The organism is Micromonospora sp. NPDC049374 (assembly GCF_040677165.1).
Lineage (GTDB): Bacteria > Actinomycetota > Actinomycetes > Mycobacteriales > Micromonosporaceae > Micromonospora.
In genome coordinates, this window is sequence record NZ_JBFAQH010000012.1 from 146,250 (window position 1) to 163,408 (window position 17,159).

General features: G+C 71.1%; 19 protein-coding genes. 11 read left to right on the forward strand and 8 right to left on the reverse strand.

What is annotated here, in order from left to right:
- Positions 1–21: 21 nt before the first annotated feature.
- Positions 22–420, reverse strand: a complete 399-nt coding sequence (locus AB0J93_RS20590) for a DUF393 domain-containing protein (RefSeq protein ID WP_363923915.1) — start codon at positions 418–420, stop codon at positions 22–24.
- Positions 421–512: 92 nt separating this feature from the next.
- On the opposite strand from AB0J93_RS20590, the gene AB0J93_RS20595 reads away from it, so the two are divergent.
- From AB0J93_RS20595 to AB0J93_RS20605, 3 genes are all read left to right on the forward strand, one after another.
- Positions 513–2,573 (forward strand): intein-containing Rv2578c family radical SAM protein, encoded by a 2,061-nt coding sequence (locus AB0J93_RS20595; RefSeq protein WP_363923916.1) that lies wholly within the window; start codon positions 513–515, stop codon positions 2,571–2,573.
- 82 nt (positions 2,574–2,655) lie between these two features.
- On the forward strand, positions 2,656–3,063 hold the full coding sequence (locus tag AB0J93_RS20600; RefSeq protein ID WP_363923917.1) for a CoA-binding protein: 408 nt from the start codon (positions 2,656–2,658) through the stop codon (positions 3,061–3,063).
- 42 nt (positions 3,064–3,105) lie between these two features.
- Entirely contained in the window at positions 3,106–3,639 is a 534-nt protein-coding gene (locus AB0J93_RS20605; protein WP_363923918.1) for a DinB family protein, read from the forward strand.
- Between the two features lie 50 nt (positions 3,640–3,689).
- On the opposite strand, the gene AB0J93_RS20610 is transcribed toward AB0J93_RS20605, so the two are convergent.
- The gene (locus tag AB0J93_RS20610) at positions 3,690–4,886 is read right to left on the reverse strand and encodes an acyl-CoA dehydrogenase family protein (protein WP_363923919.1); all 1,197 of its coding nucleotides are present in this window, start codon (positions 4,884–4,886) and stop codon (positions 3,690–3,692) included.
- A gap of 209 nt (positions 4,887–5,095) precedes the next feature.
- Here AB0J93_RS20610 and AB0J93_RS20615 point away from each other — a divergent pair, with 209 nt between their 5' ends.
- Complete coding sequence (locus AB0J93_RS20615; RefSeq protein WP_363923920.1) at positions 5,096–5,584, forward strand: DUF4190 domain-containing protein; 489 nt, start codon at positions 5,096–5,098, stop codon at positions 5,582–5,584.
- Between the two features lie 6 nt (positions 5,585–5,590).
- Here AB0J93_RS20615 and AB0J93_RS20620 read toward each other — a convergent pair whose 3' ends face one another.
- Positions 5,591–6,496, reverse strand: a complete 906-nt coding sequence (locus tag AB0J93_RS20620; protein ID WP_363923921.1) for an SDR family NAD(P)-dependent oxidoreductase — start codon at positions 6,494–6,496, stop codon at positions 5,591–5,593.
- 121 nt (positions 6,497–6,617) lie between these two features.
- Between AB0J93_RS20620 and AB0J93_RS20625 the strand changes: the two genes are divergently transcribed.
- Positions 6,618–7,190, forward strand: coding sequence for a DUF4190 domain-containing protein (locus tag AB0J93_RS20625; RefSeq protein WP_363923922.1), 573 nt, complete (start codon positions 6,618–6,620; stop codon positions 7,188–7,190).
- A 54-nt stretch (positions 7,191–7,244) separates the two neighbouring features.
- Here the strand turns inward: AB0J93_RS20625 and AB0J93_RS20630 are convergent, their stop codons facing one another.
- Positions 7,245–8,201, reverse strand: a complete 957-nt coding sequence (locus AB0J93_RS20630; protein WP_363923923.1) for a CoA ester lyase — start codon at positions 8,199–8,201, stop codon at positions 7,245–7,247.
- A gap of 110 nt (positions 8,202–8,311) precedes the next feature.
- Here AB0J93_RS20630 and AB0J93_RS20635 point away from each other — a divergent pair, with 110 nt between their 5' ends.
- Both AB0J93_RS20635 and AB0J93_RS20640 read left to right on the forward strand, forming a co-directional pair.
- A complete protein-coding gene (locus AB0J93_RS20635) occupies positions 8,312–9,136 on the forward strand; it encodes an SDR family NAD(P)-dependent oxidoreductase (RefSeq protein ID WP_363923924.1) in 825 nt (274 codons plus the stop codon).
- A 96-nt stretch (positions 9,137–9,232) separates the two neighbouring features.
- Entirely contained in the window at positions 9,233–9,952 is a 720-nt protein-coding gene (locus tag AB0J93_RS20640) for a GNAT family N-acetyltransferase (RefSeq protein WP_363923925.1), read from the forward strand.
- A 15-nt stretch (positions 9,953–9,967) separates the two neighbouring features.
- Here AB0J93_RS20640 and AB0J93_RS20645 read toward each other — a convergent pair whose 3' ends face one another.
- Positions 9,968–10,930: a DMT family transporter gene (locus AB0J93_RS20645; RefSeq protein ID WP_363923926.1), complete on the reverse strand. Its 963-nt coding sequence runs from the start codon at positions 10,928–10,930 to the stop codon at positions 9,968–9,970.
- Positions 10,931–11,037: 107 nt separating this feature from the next.
- On the opposite strand from AB0J93_RS20645, the gene AB0J93_RS20650 reads away from it, so the two are divergent.
- Positions 11,038–11,748, forward strand: a complete 711-nt coding sequence (locus AB0J93_RS20650; RefSeq protein ID WP_363923927.1) for an HAD family hydrolase — start codon at positions 11,038–11,040, stop codon at positions 11,746–11,748.
- Positions 11,749–11,792: 44 nt separating this feature from the next.
- Here the strand turns inward: AB0J93_RS20650 and AB0J93_RS20655 are convergent, their stop codons facing one another.
- Together AB0J93_RS20655 and AB0J93_RS20660 are read right to left on the reverse strand one after the other, a co-directional pair.
- Positions 11,793–12,317, reverse strand: a complete 525-nt coding sequence (locus tag AB0J93_RS20655; protein WP_363923928.1) for a hypothetical protein — start codon at positions 12,315–12,317, stop codon at positions 11,793–11,795.
- 22 nt (positions 12,318–12,339) lie between these two features.
- On the reverse strand, positions 12,340–13,209 hold the full coding sequence (locus AB0J93_RS20660; RefSeq protein ID WP_363923929.1) for a PhzF family phenazine biosynthesis protein: 870 nt from the start codon (positions 13,207–13,209) through the stop codon (positions 12,340–12,342).
- A gap of 177 nt (positions 13,210–13,386) precedes the next feature.
- On the opposite strand from AB0J93_RS20660, the gene AB0J93_RS20665 reads away from it, so the two are divergent.
- From AB0J93_RS20665 to AB0J93_RS20675, 3 genes are all read left to right on the forward strand, one after another.
- A complete protein-coding gene (locus AB0J93_RS20665) occupies positions 13,387–14,697 on the forward strand; it encodes a CBS domain-containing protein (RefSeq protein ID WP_363923930.1) in 1,311 nt (436 codons plus the stop codon).
- A complete protein-coding gene (locus tag AB0J93_RS20670; protein ID WP_363923931.1) occupies positions 14,690–15,316 on the forward strand; it encodes a DUF1003 domain-containing protein in 627 nt (208 codons plus the stop codon). The genes AB0J93_RS20665 and AB0J93_RS20670 overlap by 8 nt, the downstream gene beginning before the upstream one ends.
- A 65-nt stretch (positions 15,317–15,381) precedes the next feature.
- The gene (locus tag AB0J93_RS20675) at positions 15,382–16,530 is read left to right on the forward strand and encodes an Mrp/NBP35 family ATP-binding protein (protein ID WP_363923932.1); all 1,149 of its coding nucleotides are present in this window, start codon (positions 15,382–15,384) and stop codon (positions 16,528–16,530) included.
- Between the two features lie 138 nt (positions 16,531–16,668).
- On the opposite strand, the gene AB0J93_RS20680 is transcribed toward AB0J93_RS20675, so the two are convergent.
- The gene (locus AB0J93_RS20680; protein ID WP_363923933.1) at positions 16,669–17,085 is read right to left on the reverse strand and encodes a preprotein translocase subunit TatB; all 417 of its coding nucleotides are present in this window, start codon (positions 17,083–17,085) and stop codon (positions 16,669–16,671) included.
- Positions 17,086–17,159 lie beyond the last annotated feature (74 nt).

The following is a 17,159-nucleotide window of genomic DNA, read 5'->3' on the forward strand; positions in this document are numbered from 1 at the left end:
GGCAGGCATTCGTGCGAGGTGTCAGCCGGCGGAGGGGCCGTAGAGGCGGTCCCGGGTCTCCTGGGGCAGCGAGCAGGCGGCCGTACCGCCCGGCATGCGGTGCCGGTTGCGGGCCACCCAGCGGTACGCGGGCCAGGCGGCGGCGCGTACCGGCGGGATCCGTAGCCCGGCTCCGGCGAGCCGCCACCCACGGCCGCTGCTGGCGAGCAGCGCGGCGATGGCGTCCGGGCCGGCGGCCCGGCTGCCGTCGGCGCCGACCCACTGCACCGCCTCCTCGCACTCCGCCTCGGTCAGGCCGAGCCGGTCGAGGTCGGCGAACTGCCAGGGCACCACGCGGGCACCGGTCGGGATGCGCCGCTCGATGAACTCCGCGCAGCGGGTGCAGAAGGCGCAGTCCCCGTCGTAGACGAAGGTCGACATGCACTCATCCTGCCCCCAGCGTCGGCTACCGCACACGCGAGTGTCCGGCGAGTCACTTGCACGCAGATAGCACATGTGTTCGAATACTGGCCATGCGCTGGGACAACCTCACCGCTCCCCCGGTCGAGGGAGTTCCCGGACGGGCAGCGCCAGCGACGCCACCCCTGCCGCTGGCGCTGCCCGATGCGGTCGTCCGCACCTTCGACACACCGGACTTCGCCGGCATGACCTTCTACGAGGTACGCGCCAAGTCGATCCTCAACAAGGTCCCGGGCACCTCCCGCGTCCCGTTCGAGTGGACGATCAATCCGTACCGGGGATGCAGCCATGCATGTTCGTACTGCCTGTCCGGGGACACTCCGATCCTGATGGCCGACGGAGGCATCAGAGCGATACGCGATCTGGAGGTGGGCGACCGCATCTATGGGACCGAACGGCGGGGTGCCTACCGCCGCTACGTGGTGACCACCGTTCTGGCCAAGTGGTCGACGATGAAGCCGGCCTACCGGCTCACGCTCGAGGACGGCACGACATTTGTCGCGAGTGGCGATCACCGCTTCCTGACCGAACGGGGTTGGAAGCACGTCACGGGCGCCATGCACGGCGACGGCCAGCGCCCCTACCTGACCACGAACAACCGCCTGATCGGCACAGGGCGATTCGCAGCCGGACCGAAGGAGAACGACGCCTACCGAAAGGGCTATCTCAGCGGCATGATCCGCGGGGACGGCAACCTCGGCACCTACGTCTACCCGTACGGCGTCGTGCACAGGTTCCGGCTCGCGCTGGCCGACGAGGAAGCGCTGCACCGCACCCAGCGCTATCTGCGCGCGTTCGGAGTTGACACGACACGGTTCTCCTTCACACCGGCCAGTTCACATCGCCGGGCGATGGGAGCCATCCGCTCCTCCAGGGAGGCGGACCTGAACGCCATCCGGAGGCTCATCGCGTGGCCCGCGCAGCCCGACGACGACTGGTACCGAGGTTTCCTCGCCGGCATCTTCGACGCCGAAGGAAGTTGTAGCCGGGGGATCCTCCGGATCTCCAATGCCGACGACGCCATCCTGACCCGGACAGCGGACGCGTTACGTCACTTCGACCTCTCCGCCATACTCGAGGGTTCTGGGCGGGCCAACCGGGTCCGCACCCTGAGGGTGACGGGTGGCCTCGCGGAACGTCTGCGGTTTTTCCACCTGACCGATCCCGCCATCACCCGCAAACGTTCGATCGAGGGGGCTGCGGTGAAGTGCCGGGCCAGGCTGCGGGTCACCGAGATCGAATCTCTCGGGCTGGACCTTCCGCTGTGGGACATCACCACGGGCACCGGTGACTTCATCGCCGACGGGGTGGTGAGCCACAACTGCTTTGCCCGAAATACTCACACCTACCTTGACTTCGACGCGGGGGCGGACTTCGACAGCCGGGTGGTCGTCAAGGTCAACGCGGGTGAGCTGCTGCGCCGTGAGCTGGCCGCACCGCGCTGGCGCGGCGCGCACGTGGCGATGGGCACGAACGTCGACTGCTACCAGCGGGCCGAAGGGCGCTACCGGCTCATGCCGCCGATCATCGAGGCGCTGCGCGACTTCGCGAATCCGTTCTCCATCCTGACCAAGGGCACCCTGATCCAACGTGATCTCCCGCTGCTGCGGCAGGCGGCCGAGGCCGCTCGGGTGGGCGTCTCCTTCTCGGTCGGGTTCGTCGACGAGCGACTGTGGCGCTCGGTCGAGCCCGGCACGCCGAGCCCACGCCGCCGGCTCGACGCGGTACGCCGGTTCGCCGACGCCGGCTTCGAGGTGGGCGTACTGATGGCGCCGATCCTGCCCGGCCTCTCCGACTCGGACGAGTCGATCGAGGCCACCGTGGCGGCGATCGCCGCGGCGGGCGCGGCCAGCGTGACGCCGCTTGCGCTACACCTGCGTCCCGGCGCTCGCGAGTGGTACGCGCGGTGGCTCGGGCGGGAGCACCCCCATCTGGTTCCGCGCTACCGGGAGCTGTTCCGGGCGGGCGCGTACGCGCCGCAGTCCTACCAGCGGGAGCTGACCGCCCGGGTCCGCATCGCCGCCCGCCGTCACGGGCTGATCCGGGCCGAGGCCGGCGAACACCGTGCCGCGCCGCAGCCAGCACCAGCACCGGAGCAGCTGAGCCTGCTCTGAACAGGGCGGGGCGGGGGAGGCTGAGCGTTGTCGAAAGGTCGATCGGGGGCAGCCTGGACAGCGACGCGGCTACAGTCGTCGGATGCGTGCCGCCAAGCAGATCCTCGCCGACGCCGCCGTGATCGCCGTCGTCGGTGCGTCCCGCGATCCGTTCAAGGCTGCTCACCGCGTACCGCTGGAGATGCAGCGGCATGGCTGGCGCATCATTCCGGTCAACCCGACCGCCGACAAACTCTTCGGCGAGCCGGTCTACCGGTCCCTGGCCGACATCCCACACCCGGTCGACCTGGTCGACGTGTTCCGGCCGGCCCAAGACGCCGTGGAAGTGGTGCGGCAGGCGGTGGCGGTCGGCGCCCCGGCGGTGTGGTTGCAGCTCGGCATCGTCTCGGCGCAGGCTCGGCAGATCGCCGAGGAGGCTGGGATCGACTACGTCGAGGACCGCTGCCTGATCGTGGAGCGGGCCAGGGCCGGGCTGACCCGGCGGAGCTGAATACCAGTCGACCCGGGCGGCGATCAGCGGCATCCTGTGCGGATGCCCACGTCGTGCCAGAGCCTCCTCCGGTGGCAGTTCGACCTCACCTGGTCACTGTTCGAGTACCACCTCGAACGGTTGGAGCCGGCGGATTTCGGGTGGCAGCCGGCCGAGCATCTGTGGACCATGCGCCGCGATTCCGAGGGCCTGTGGAAACCGGACTGGGCGGACGCTGAACCCGATCCGGTCCCGGTGCCCACGATCGGCTGGCTGAGCTGGCACCTCGGCTGGTGGTGGACCTCGGCTGCCGATCACCTGAGCGGACACCCGGTGCCGGCGCGGGAGGACGTCGACTGGCCCGGACCGGGCGCGGAGACCGTGTCGTGGCTGCGAGACCTGCGTACCCGGTGGCTGGCGGTGCTCGACGACCTCACCGACGGCGATCTTGAGGCCGCTGCCACGTTTCCGTGGCCGGCGGAGAGCGGGCACACCGTCCGGCACCTGGTGGGCTGGGTCAACGCCGAGCTGATGAAGAACGTGGCCGAGATCGGTCAGCTCCGGCTGATGCGCGCGGCGCAGGCCTCCTCGGCGTGACCCACGTCAGGCGGGAACCCTGACCCCACGAGGGGTCCTTTCCGTACCGCTCAGAGCTTGTACTCGCGGAGCAGGCCCCGGGAGATGATCGTCTTTTGGATCTCGGAGGTGCCCTCCCCGATGAGCAGGAACGGAGCCTCCCGCATCAGCCGCTCGATCTCGTACTCCTTGGAGTAGCCGTAGCCGCCGTGGATGCGGAACGCCTCCTGGACGACCTCGGCGCAGTACTCCGAGGCGAGCAGCTTCGCCATCCCGGCCTCGACGTCGTTGCGCTGGCCGGCGTCCTTGAGTCGGGCCGCGTTGACCATCAGGGCGTGCGCCGCCTCGATCTTCGTACCCATCTCGGCCAGCTTGAAGGCGATGGCCTGGTGCTTCGCGAGCGGCTGACCGAAGGTCCGGCGTTGCTGGGCGTACCCGACGGCGAGTTCGAAGGCCCGGATGGAGATGCCGCAGGCCCGGGCGGCGACGTTTACCCGGCCGACCTCGATGCCGTCCATCATCTGGTAGAAACCCCTGCCCACCTGGTCGGCACCGCCGAGGACGGCACTGTCGGGGACGGCGACGCCGTCGAGCACCATCTCAGTGGTTTCGACGCCCTTGTAACCCATCTTCTCGATCTTGCCGGGGATGGTCAGGCCCGGGGCTGTCTCGCCGAAGCCGGGCTCCTTCTCCAACAGGAAGGTGCTCATGTTGCCGTAGACCGAGTCGGCGCCGGTCTCGGTCCGGACCAGGGTGGCCACCACCGACGAGTACGCGCCGTTGGTCAGCCACATCTTCTGGCCGTTGATGACGAAGCGGTCACCGTCGCGGACCGCCTTCGACTTGATCGCCGAGACGTCGGAGCCGCACTCCGGTTCCGACATGGAGAAGGCACCGCGTACCTCGCCGGTGGCCATCCTCGGCAGCAGCCGGGCCCGCTGGTCGGCGGAGCCGTGCTGGGAGATCAGGTACGCCACGATGAAGTGTGTGTTGACGATGCCGGAGATCGACATCCAGCCCCGGGAGAGTTCCTCCACCACCAGTGCGTAGGTCAGCAGGGACTCACCGAGACCGCCGTACTCCTCGGCGATGGTGAGCCCGAACAGGCCCATCTCCTTCATCCCGTCGAGGATGTCGGCCGGGTACTCGTCGGCGTGCTCCAGGCGCTGCGCGTGCGGGATGATCTCCTTGTCCGCGAACTCCCGGACGGTCTCCAGGATCGACTGCTGCTCGTCGGTCAGGCCGGGCGTCTGGGCGAGTCGAGCCATCTCAGCCTCCGGGGAATCGGCGTCGCCTACTCACTGGTAACTAAACGCTCGATCAGTATCGTCGCCCGGGCCGAGGCGGCCAAGGTGACCAGTCCACACAACCGCTGTGAAAAGCTTCACCGCTGCGGGTAGCGTCCCGCAATGAGGGCCTTCCCCACCAGGGCGGACGGGTCGCGCGGGACCCGTAGGGCGGTACGGAGGAGGAGAGCGTGGGCCAACCACCGGAGCCGGACCAGCCACCGTCGCCCTACGAGCCACCGCCCGGCGGGCAGCAGCCGCAGTACGGCCAACCGTACGGACAGCAGCCGGGCGAACAGCAGCACGGACAGCCGGCGTACGGGCAGCCGTCGTACGAGCATCCGGGGCAGCCGCCGCACGGCCAACAGTGGGGTCAGCAACCGCCGTACGCCCCGCAGGTGCCCTACGGGCAGTACGGACCGCCGGGCGGCCAGGGCGGCGGGCGCGGCACCAACGTGCTGGCCATCCTGTCGCTGGTCTTCGCCTTCGTCTTCGCCCCCGCCGGCATCGCCCTCGGGCACCTGGCCAAGCGGCAGCTGCGCACCAGCGGCGAGGACGGCGAGCAGCTCGCCACCTGGGGCCTGATCCTCAGCTACATCTTCACCGGCCTCTTCCTGCTGGCCTGCTGCGGCTGGCTGGCGCTGGCGATCTGGGCCGGCTCCGACGGCACCGGCACCTGAGCCCGTTCAGCGGAACTGGGCCTCCCGCACGCTGTTGCCGCCGTCGACCACAAGCATCTGCCCGGTGATGTATGACGCGGCTGGTGAGCAGAGGAACGTGATCGCCGCAGCCACCTCGTCGGGGGTGCCGGGGCGTCCCACCGGCGTACCCAGCCCCTGCTTGATCTCGGCCATGGTCGAGGCCGCGGTGTAGATGGTGCCCGGGGCCACGGCGTTGACCGTCACCCCGTCAGCGATCATCTCCATGGCCAGCGCCCGGGTCAGGCCCACCACGCCCGCCTTGGCCGCCGCGTAGGCCGCCTCGGTGGGCAGCGCGTTGACCGGACCGGCGGTGGCGGCCAGATTCACGATCCGGCCCCAACCGCGCTCGGCCATGCCGCCGATGAAGGCCCGGCTGCACAGGAAGGCGGTGGTGAGGTTCCGGTCGATTTCGCCCCGCCACTCGTCGTAGCTGAGCTGGGCGACCGGGCGCAGCACCTCCGGGCTGGCCCGACTGGCCAAACCGGCGTTGTTGACCAGCACCTCGACGTCGCCGAGTTGCTCGGCCACCGCATCGGCCAGCGCGCCCACCTCAGACTCGTCGGTGAGGTCGGCGACGAAACCGGTCACCCCGAGTTCGCCGGCCCGCTCGTGGATGCGCCGGGTGGTCGACACGATCGCCACCCGGGCGCCGAGGTCGGACAGTCGGCGAGCGGTCGCGTACCCGATGCCGTCCGGGCTACCCGCCCCCGTCACCAGCGCGACCTTGCCGTCCAACCGCATGGTCACCGGCTCGGGCAGTGAAGCTGGAGCATCCTGGTCGCCGGGCTCCGATGCTGCGGCAGGGCGTGGCCGCCGGCTCATACCCGGCCGGCTGACGTCCCGTCTCGGTCTGTTGCCGGAACGGTCCGCCGCACGTGCGTCAATCCCCATGCCGAGATCCTGCCCTTCCCGCCGCTGTCGGGCAACGCGCACCCGGTGCCGGGCGCGTCGCGGGGTGCGTGGCGGTGACTACCCTGACTGCGCCACATCATCGCGACGGAAGAGAAGCCCGATGACGCAACCCCCGCCGGCGGGCGGCTGGCCCGACCCCGCATCGACCGGCCAGCCGTCCGGCCCGCCCGCCGACCCGACCCTGCAGGTCAGCCCGCAGCCACCGATTCCCCCGCAACCGTCCGGATACGATCCGTATCAGCCGTCGCCGGCCGACCCGTACGCCGGCATGAAGTCGGACCCGGCCGCCGCGCCGTACCCGCCGGCCGGTTACCCGCCGGCTCAGCCCGCCGGTTACCCGCCGGCTCAGCCCGCCGGTTACCCGCCGGCCCCGCCCGGCTACGGCTACCCCCCGCCCGGGTACGGCTACCCGCAGCAGAAGACGAACTCCATGGCGATCGTCGCCCTGGTCCTCTCCCTGATCGGGATCGGCTCATGTATCACCGCTCCGGTCGGTGCCATCATGGGACACGTGGCCATGCGCCAGATCCGGGAGACCGGCGAGAGCGGCGAGGGAATGGCCAAGGCCGCCATCATCGTCGGCTGGATCCTCACCGGCCTGCTCGCGCTGGTGATCATCGGTTACGCCGTCGCGATCGCCTTCGCCATCGCGAGCTCGTCCTCCACCACCTGACCAGCGACGCCCGCCCCGGCCGAGGTCGGGGCGGGCGCGGGGTGACTGGTACGGCTACTCGGCCGGCGGGTCGAACGTCGTGGTGCGCGTCATGCCGGCGGCCCGGCCCTTGGCGGCGATCACCAGCGCCATCTTGCGGGAAGCCTCGTCGATCATTTCGTCGCCGAGCATCACCGCGCCCAGCCGGCCACCCGCCTCCGAGGTGTAGTGCTGGTACGCGTCGAGAATCAACTCGGCGTGGTCGTAGTCGGCCTGGGCCGGCGAGTAGACCTCGTTCGCGGCCTCGATCTGACCGGGATGCAGTACCCATTTGCCGTCGAAGCCGAGTGCTGCGGACCGCTTCGCGACCTCGCGGAACGCGTCGGTGTCCCGGATCTGCAGGAACGGGCCGTCGATGGCCTGCTTGTCGTGCATCCGGGCGGCCATCAGGATGCGCATCAGGATGTAGTGGTACGGGTCGCCCGGGTAGTCGGGGATGAGGGCCCCCACCACAAGCGACTTCATGTTGATCGAGGCCATGAAGTCGGCCGGGCCGAAGATGATCGTCTCGACGCGTGGCGACGCGGCGGCGACGGCGTCGACGTTGACCAGGCCGGCGGCGTTCTCGATCTGCGCCTCGACGCCGATCCGGCCCACCTCCAGGCCGAGGGTCTTCTCCAGTTGGGTGAGGGTCATGTCCAGCCACTGCACCTGCGCCGCGTTCTGCACCTTCGGCAACATCACGCAGTCGAGGTTGGCCCCCGCCCCCTCCACCACGTCGATGACGTCCCGGTACGTCCACGGGGTGGTGAGGTCGTTGACCCGGACGACCCGGGTCTTTCCGGCCCAGTCGCCCTCGTTCAGCGCGGCCACGATGTTCTTGCGGGCGTCCGGCTTGGCCAGTGGGGCGACCGCGTCCTCCAGGTCGAGGAAGACCTGGTCGGCCGGGAGGCCCTGGGCCTTGCCGAGCATCTTGACGCTCGATCCGGGCACGGCCAGACAGGACCGGCGGGGACGCCCAACAACGGCCATCGACGGCGCTCCTTCCGGGGTACGGCAGGCCCGCCGCCCCTGACTTAACGATCCCAAAGGTGCTTGTGACGCCACGGTAACCTCGTGCCGTGACCGCGGTGAATGGACCTGTGGAAGATGTCACTGACCGTCGACTGGTCGTGATCACCGGAGCGAGTTCCGGCATCGGGTTGGCTGCCGCCACCGGTCTTGCCTGCCGGGGCGACCAGGTGGTCCTGGTCGGCCGGGATCCGGCCCGGCTGCGGGCCGCCGCCGACGAGGTACGCGAGGCCTCCGGGGAGCGACCCGAGGTGTTCCGCGCCGACTTCGCCGTCCTCGACGACGTCCGGCAGATGGCCGAGCGGCTACGCGCCGCGTACGACCGGATCGACGTGCTGGCCAACAACGCCGGTGCGATCGTGCTCCAGCCGGTCACCACGGTCGACGGTTTCGAGCTGTCCATCCAGGCCAACCACCTGGCGCCCTTCCTGCTCGCCAACCTGCTGGCCGACCGGGTGGGTCGGATGGTGGTGACCGCCTCCGGCGCGCATCGCAGCGGCACGCTGGATCCGAACGACCTGAACGCGCCGTTGCGCCGCTACCGCCCGATGTCCGCGTACGGCACCAGCAAGCAGGCGAACATCCTGTTCACCGCCGAGGCGGCCCGGAGGTGGCCGCAGATCGACTCGTACTGCTTCCATCCCGGGGTGGTGCGGACCCGCTTCGGTAACGAGAGTCGGGTGGTCGCCATGGGCATGCGTCTGCTGCCGTTCCGCAGCCCGGCCAAGGGCGCGCAGACGCTGGTCTGGCTGGCCAACCAGGACCGGTCCCGGTTGCACAACGGTGGCTACTACTTCGACTGCCGACCACGCCGCCCATGGCCGAAGGCGGCCGACCCGCGGCTCGCCGCGCGACTCTGGGCGGCCAGCGCCGCCGCGGTCGGCATTCCGGACTGACGACACCGGCGGCGCAACCGGGTCGCCCGGCCTGCCGATGCATCGGGCGGGGCAACCGGGTCGCCGCGGTCGGGAAACATTGCGATACTCCGCGCCATGACCGTCACAGAGGGCGCCAACCTGCGGGTGCTCGGCAAGGACGAGGCGCTGGCCGCGCGGCTGGATGCCGAGCTGACCGCCTTCAACCAGCGGGCCACCGGTGCCACCGACGAGGCGGAGTTGTCCGTCCGGGTCACCGACGCGGACGGCGAGCTGCTGGCCGGGTTGACCGGATGGAGCTGGGGTACCTGTGCCGGGATCAACATGGTCTGGGTCCGCGCGGACCGGCGCGGCGAAGGCTGGGGCGGTCGCCTGCTGACAGCCGCCGAGCAGGAGGCCCGACGACGCGGCTGCACCGAAATCTCGGTCGCCTCGTTCTCGTTCCAGGCCCCGGGCTTCTACCGCCGGCACGGCTACCTCGACACCGGCCGGCGGGAGGGCATCCCGGGCGGTCACGTCGACCACCAGTTCTGGAAGTCACTTGTCACCGAGACGTCGGCAGCGGTGCGCCTGGTCGCGCTCGTGGAGCTGCCCGACGATGCGGTCGAGGCCGGGCAACGGTACGAGGACACGGTGCTCGCCCTGCTGCCACGGCACGGTGGCCGGCTGGAACGGCGGCTGCGTACCGGGGACGGGCGTTCCGAGGTGCACGTCATCCGGTTCGACACCCGGGCCGGCTACGAGGCGTTCCTGGCCGATCCGGAGCGGACCGCGCTGCGCGGGACGCTGGGGGAGGCCGCACCCCGGGCCCGGGTGCTTGAGGTGCACGAGGTGTGACCGGCGGGGCCGGCGTCAGTCGCGGACCGGTGCCGCGTCCGCCGGCGCCGCAGTACTGACCCGGGTCGCACGGCGGCCCGTGCGGGCGCTGGACAACACCACCACGGCCACACCGACCAGCAGCAGCGACAGGCCGGGCAGGGTCACCGGGTCGGGCAGCTGACCCAGCCACGCCCAGCCGATCAGCGCCGCACCGGGTGCCTCCAGGAGGATCAGCACGCTGACCGTGGTGGCCGGCACCCGCCGCAGCGCGTAGCTGAACATCGAGTGGCCGAGCAACTGTGCCCCGCCGACCAGGGCGAGCACGGCCAGCCAGGTGCCGGTGTCGAAGCCGCTCAGCGGCACCCCGCCGACCAGGCAGAACACCAGCAAGATCAGCCCGCACACGCTGTAGCAGATGGTGGTGTAGGTGGCGTTGCTGACGGTGACCCGGGCACGCTCCCCCAGCGCGGTGTACACCGCCGCGAACAGGCCACCGGCCAGCGCCAGCAGGTCGCCCGCGAAGGCCTGGCCGGAAACCGTGAAGTCGGCTCCGGTCGCCAGCACCGCCCCGGCCACCGCCACCCCGATGCCGGCCCAGACCCCCGCCGGCAGCCGGCGGCCCTGCGCCCGGGCGATCAGCCCCTGCCAGACCGGCTGGGTGGCCACCAGCGCCGTCGCCGCAGCCACCGAGGTGAGCTTCGCACTCGGCATCCAGGTGGCGAAGTGCGCCGCCAGCGCCACCCCGGACAGGACACAGAACATGCCCTCGCGACGGCCCGCGCCGGTGGCCACGAAGCGGAACTCGGACCGTCGGCGGGTCAGCGCGAACGGACTCAGCACGGCGACCGCCAGCACGTTGCGCCAGAACGCGACCGCCAGGGCGGGCGCGGCGGCGAAGGCGATCAGCGGCGCGGATGACGAGACGGCGAAGACGGCCACGGCAAGTGCCGCGCCGATCCGCAGGTCAAGTAGGGGACGATGAGCTTCGGGGACCACGAGGTGCAATCTTCACACGTCCCACGGACGCCACTTTCCGTCAATGTTCGGTTACGCTCATGCGCGTCCTCACCAGGGCTCCTCCCCATCCGCCCGGAGGCATTCCCATGCCCAGGTTCCGGGCGGTGCTGTTCGACTTCTTCGGCACGTTGACCGGTCCGGTCCAGCGTGGCAAGGGTCACCACAGCACCGCCGAGCTGCTCGGCTGCCCGCCGGACACCTTCCTTGAGGTGCTCGACCGCAGCTTCTACGACCGCGCCAGCGGACGCTTCGGCAGCGTCGAGGCGACCCTGCGCTGGGTGTGCGAACAGGCCGGCGTACACCCTCCGGCCAAGGCGTTGCGGGCTGCCGCCGCCGCCCGGCACCAGGCCGTACGCGCGGACACCCGGTTACGGGACGAGGCCGTGCCGACCCTGCGGGCGCTGCGGCGACGGGGCGTACGGACCGGCGTGATCAGTGACTGCACCCACGAGCTGCCGGCGTTCCTGCCGGAGCTGGCGATCGCCCCGCTGCTCGACGTCCGGGTGTTCTCCGTGCAGGTGGGGCGATGCAAGCCGGACGCAAGCCTCTACCTGGCCGCCTGTGCGCGGCTGGGTCTGTCGCCGGCAGACTGCCTCTACGTGGGTGACGGCGGCAGCCAGGAGTTGACCGGCGCGCAGCGCGCCGGCCTGAGCGCGGCCCGGCTCGCCTCGCCCGACCTCGCCAACCATCTGGTGTTCAACCTCGACGCCGACTGGGCCGGCCGGAGCCTGGCGTCCCTCCGCGAGGTGGTCGACCTGGTCGACGAGGCACCCAGCCCGGTCGGCGCACCGTCGTAGCCACGCACGTACCCCGGGCCGGCGTCGCCTCGGGGTACGGCGGGTCAACGACGCCGGACACGGTGCAGCCGGAACGGACGGCGGGTGGCCCGGACGGCCGGCGTCGGCCGGGGCTGCTCGGCCAGCGAGCCGGCCGGCAACTCGGCGCCGTGCGTCGGCTGGCCGGCCGGAGCGAGCCGGATCAGGACGCAGCCGTCGGCGGCCCAGCGGGCGACCAGTCCGGTGGTCGGTCCGGGCGCGTTCAGCCGCTTGGCCCCCACCAGCGGCGCGAGCGTGTCCCACTGCTCGGTGCCGGGTGCCACCCGGCTGACCCGCGCCGGCCAGGTGACGATCCGGCCCCCGTGGTCACCGCGCAGGGTCACCTGGGCCTCGTCGGCCTCGGCCAGCCCTGGCGCGGACTGCTCGCCGGGGCCGCTGACCACGAACAGCGCCGCCTCCAGGGGTACGCACCACAGGGCGAGTGGCGGGCGGTCCGCCACCGCGACCCAGGCCACCGAGGCCTTCTTCATCGCCTCGTCGACCAGGGGATGGTTCTCGCGCTCGTCGGTCACCGCGGCATCCTCTCGCATCCGGGCCGGTCCGCGTCGGCCGTCAGCCGACGAACGGCGGGACGAGGATCTCCCCCCGCGCCACCGGCATCACCTGACCTGCGACGCTCGCGCCCACCGCCACGCCACCGGCTGCGGTCACAATGCAGGCCAGTGAGGACGGCCGGCCCATCTCGACGCCCTGCCGCACGGTGTACGACGATTGTCCCTCGCCGGGTAACAGGCCGCTGGCGACCAGCCACACCCCGAGACCGAGCGCGGCCGACCCGGTCGCCGGGTCCTCGGGTACGCCGAGACCGGGGACGAAGACCCGGGCGTGCACGGTTTGGGTCGCCGGGTTCCAGGAGAAGACGCTCACATGTTCGATGCCGTACCGCCCGGCCGCGACCGGGTTCACCTGGGCCCGGGCGAGGGCGTCCGGGCGTACCGGCAGGAACGGAAACTCCAGCCCGCAGCCGGCGACCCGCGGCGCTGGACCGGAATGGTCCTCAGCACCGAGCCCGACCATCTCCAGCAGCGGCTCCGGCTCCAGTTCGGGCCCGAGGGTGGGGCTGCCGCCGGTCAGGACGGCGGCACCGTCGCTCACCTCGATCGGCAGCACGCCGGCACCGCATTCCTGGTTGACCTGCCCGGTCGGGAACATGCCCCGACGAGCGGCGGTGACCGCGGCGCCGACGCTGGGATGGCCGGCGAACGGCAACTCGTCGACCGGCGTGAAGATCCGGGCCCGATAGGTGGCGCCGACCTGGGTGGCAGGCAGCACGAAGACCGTCTCCGAGAGGTTGAACTCGCGGGCCAGAGCCTGCATCTGGTCGGTCGCCAGCCCGTCAGCGCCGAAGACCACCGCGAGCGGGTTCCCGGCGTACGGACGGTCGGTGAAGACGTCCACGATCTCGTAAGCCAAGGTCGACATGTTGATAGACACTAGGCCCTCAGGCCGTATATCGGGGTCACTGCCGGGCCGTGCCGGCCCTGGACCGTCGCCGGCTGGTTCGAACGACGTGACGGCGATCCCCGCGCCGCCCGTTCGCCGCCGGGGCCTCGCCACGACTCGGGCCGGTGCGTCGACATACCCCCTAGGCTGGTGCCCGTGAGCACGCCGACCCGGGTGTACATCGCCCGACTTGCCGGAGTCGCCGTCTTCGACCCCAACGGCGACCAGGTCGGCCGGGTACGCGACGCGGTGGCCCGGCTACGCGCGAGCCAACGACCGCCCGAGGTCGTGGGTCTGGTCGCCGAGATGCCGATGCGCCGACGGATCTTTCTCTCCATCAACCGGATCACCTCGATCGACGCCGACGCCATCGTGCTGGGCAGTGGCACGTTGAACCTCCGCCGGTTCGAGAAGCGGCCCAACGAGTTGCTCGTCCTACAGGAGCTGCTGGACCGCCGGGTGCAGGTCGCCCCGGAGGGCCGGGCGGCGTCGGTGGTCGACGTGGCGATGGAGTGCAGTCGTAGTGGCGAGTGGTCACTGACCCGGGTGGCGGTCCGCGAGCAGACCGGTCGGTTGGCTCGTCGGGGCCACCTGCATCAGGTCGAGTGGAATCAGGTACGCGGGCTCAGTGGGGTGGCGGAGACCCGGGGTACCGCCAACCTGCTTGCCGTACTGGAGGACATGCGTCCGGCGGACCTGGCCAACGCGCTACAGGACCTGCCCGACGCCCGACGTAACGAGGTCGCGGCGGCCCTGGACGACGAGCGGCTCGCCGACGTGCTCAGTGAACTGCCCGAGCACGACCAGGTGGAGATCCTCGCTGCGCTGGACCGCGAGCGGGCCGCCGACATCCTGGAGGAGATGGACCCGGACGACGCCGCCGATCTGCTCGGTGAGCTGCCGCCGCCGGAACAGGACGTGCTGCTCGACCTGATGGAGCCGGACGAGGCCGATTCGGTGCGACAGTTGCTGAAGTACACGCCGGGCACGGCGGGCAGCGTGATGACGTCCGAACCGGTCATCCTGCCCCCGGACGCGACGGTGGCGGAGGCCCTCGCGCGGATCCGGGAGCCGCAGCTCTCCCCGGCGGTGGCCGCGCAGGTGTTCGTGACCCGGGCGCCGATGGCCACGCCCACCGGTCGCTACCTGGGTATGGTGCACTTCCAGCGGTTGCTCCGGGAGCCCCCGGCGGATCTGCTCGGCGGGGTGGTGGTCAACGACATCGATCCGCTGCGCCCGACCACCCCACTACCGGAGATCACCCGTCGGATGGCCACCTACGATCTGGTGGCCATGCCGGTGATCGACCGGAACAACCGGCTGGTGGGCGCCGTCACCGTCGACGACGTGCTGGATCACTTGCTGCCGCGGGACTGGCGGGACCGGGACACGGCGCCGAGCGGCCTACCGAACGGGGCATCGGCCTCGAACGTTCCGCAACCGGCGACGGACGGTGGCCATGACTGAGCAACGGCGCGCGGAGCGGCTGGACCTGCCGCGGGAGCCTCGGGGGTTCAAGCTGCCCCGGGTGGACCAGGAGACGTTCGGGCGCTGGGCCGAGGGCATCGCCCGCGGCATGGGTACGGCGAACTTCATCGTCTACATGACGCTGGTGATCAGCGCGTGGTTCCTCTGGAACACCCTCGCCCCGGCGGGAATGCGTTTCGACCCGTACACCTTCACCTTCCTCACCCTGGTGCTCTCCATCCAGGCGTCGTACGCGGCACCGCTGATCCTGCTGGCGCAGAACCGCCAGGCCGACCGCGATCGGGTGGCGATGGAGGAGGACCGGCGCCGGGCGACCATGCAGAAGGCCGACACGGAGTACCTGGCCCGGGAGATCGCCGCGCTGCGGATCGCGCTGGGCGAGGTGGCCACCCGGGACTTCGTCCGCTCCGAGCTGACCCGGCTCGCCGAGGAGTTGGACGAGGCGGCGCAGCGGCGTCAGCGGCTGGAACGCCGGCACCGGGACCCGGCCGCCCGGACCGGCGGCGACGGGTTGGATGAACCCCGTGACGAGGTGGACGGCGACCAACCGGGTGACGGTCGTCACGACCCGGCGACCTCCCACCGCCCGGAGAGCTGATCGACTCGCTCACACCGCTGTGACCGGCACCGGTGGCCGCCTGCCGCCGACGTAGCATTGCGGGCATGTCAGCTCCCGTCAGCACCGTCAGCGACGCCGTCCTGGCCGCCCTGGCCACCGTCAACGACCCGGAGATCCGCCGGCCGATCACCGAACTCGGCATGGTGCGTTCCGCCGAGGTCGGCGAGGACGGCGTGGTCCGGGTCGAGTTGCTGCTGACCGTGGCCGGTTGCCCGCTGAAGGACAAGCTGCGCTCGGACATCACCGCGGCCGTCGGCGCGGTGAGCGGGGTCAGCCGCGTCGAGATCGAGTTCGGTGTGATGAGCACCGAGCAGCGCCAGGAGCTCCAGGCGAAGCTGCGCGGTGGCGGCGCGACCGCGGAGCCGGTGATCCCGTTCGCCCAGCCCGGCTCCCGGACCCGGGTGTACGCGGTGGCCAGCGGCAAGGGCGGCGTCGGCAAGTCCAGCGTGACGGTCAACCTGGCCGCCGCGCTGGCTGCCCGGGGCCTTTCCGTCGGCGTGGTGGACGCGGACATCTACGGGCACTCCGTGCCGCGGATGCTCGGTGCGGACGGCCTGCCCACCCGGGTCGAGGACATGATCATGCCGCCGCAGGCGCACGGGGTGAAGGTCATCTCGATCGGGATGTTCACCGCCGGCAACGCCGCCGTGGTCTGGCGGGGCCCGATGCTGCACCGCGCGTTGCAGCAGTTCCTCGCCGACGTCTACTGGGGCGACCTCGACGTCCTCCTGCTCGACCTGCCCCCGGGCACCGGCGACGTGGCGATCTCCCTGGCCCAACTGCTGCCGAACGCCGAGATCCTGGTGGTCACCACCCCTCAGGCCGCCGCCGCGGAGGTGGCCGAGCGGGCCGGCGCGATCGCCCTGCAGACCCACCAGCGGGTGGTCGGCGTGATCGAGAACATGTCCTGGCTGGAGCTGCCCGACGGCTCCCGGATGGAGATCTTCGGGGCCGGTGGTGGTCAGACGGTGGCGGATTCGCTTACCCAGACCATCGGCGCGCAGGTGCCGCTGCTGGGCCAGGTGCCGCTGGACACCCGGGTCCGGGAGGCCGGCGACGAGGGCAACCCGATCGTGCTCGCCGAGCCGGACTCCCCGGCGGCGAAGGCGCTGGGCCAGGTGGCCGACCGGCTCGCGCTGCGCCGCGAGTCCCTGCTCGGCAAGCCGCTGGGCCTCAAGCCGTCCGGGCGCTGACCCACACGGTCAACCTCGTCCGGCCCGAATCGGCCCTCGGCTGAGGATGCCGTTTCGGGTCGGCCCCGGCCGACGCCCTCGTTCGCTCAGACGGCGGCTCGCGGCCCGACCCGGTCGTTCGCGGAGGGACGACAGGTGTCAGGTGACGTCGTCGTAGCTGACCGCGCGGGGAGCCGGCGCCGGGCCGGCGCTCGCCGGGGCCGGGCCGGGCCGACGCGGGTCCGCCGCGTTCGCGACGTCCTTGAGCTCGTCGTGCACGCCTGTGACGTCCGCTCGGAGGCCGTCGTAGACACCCTGAAGCGGCTTCCGGATCGCCTGCTCGTCCTCCTCGCTGAGCAGGTGCTTGCGGATGAACGCCTTGGGGTGCAGGTCCTCCAACTGGATGTCGGTGCCCAACTCCTTGCTCAGGTCGGTGGTGGCGCTGCGGGCCATGGTGCGCAGGTTGCGCACCATCCGCAGTCCGTCACTGATCACCACCGGCAGCCGGTCACCGAAGATCAGCAGCGCCAGCAGCAGCAGCGCGCCAACCTCCCACACGTTCAGGTTCTCGAACACCCTCGGTCCCCCTTCCCCCGGCTACCGCAGCCAGAGTACGCACGTAGGTGCCGCTGCCAGAAGAGGGTGCGAGG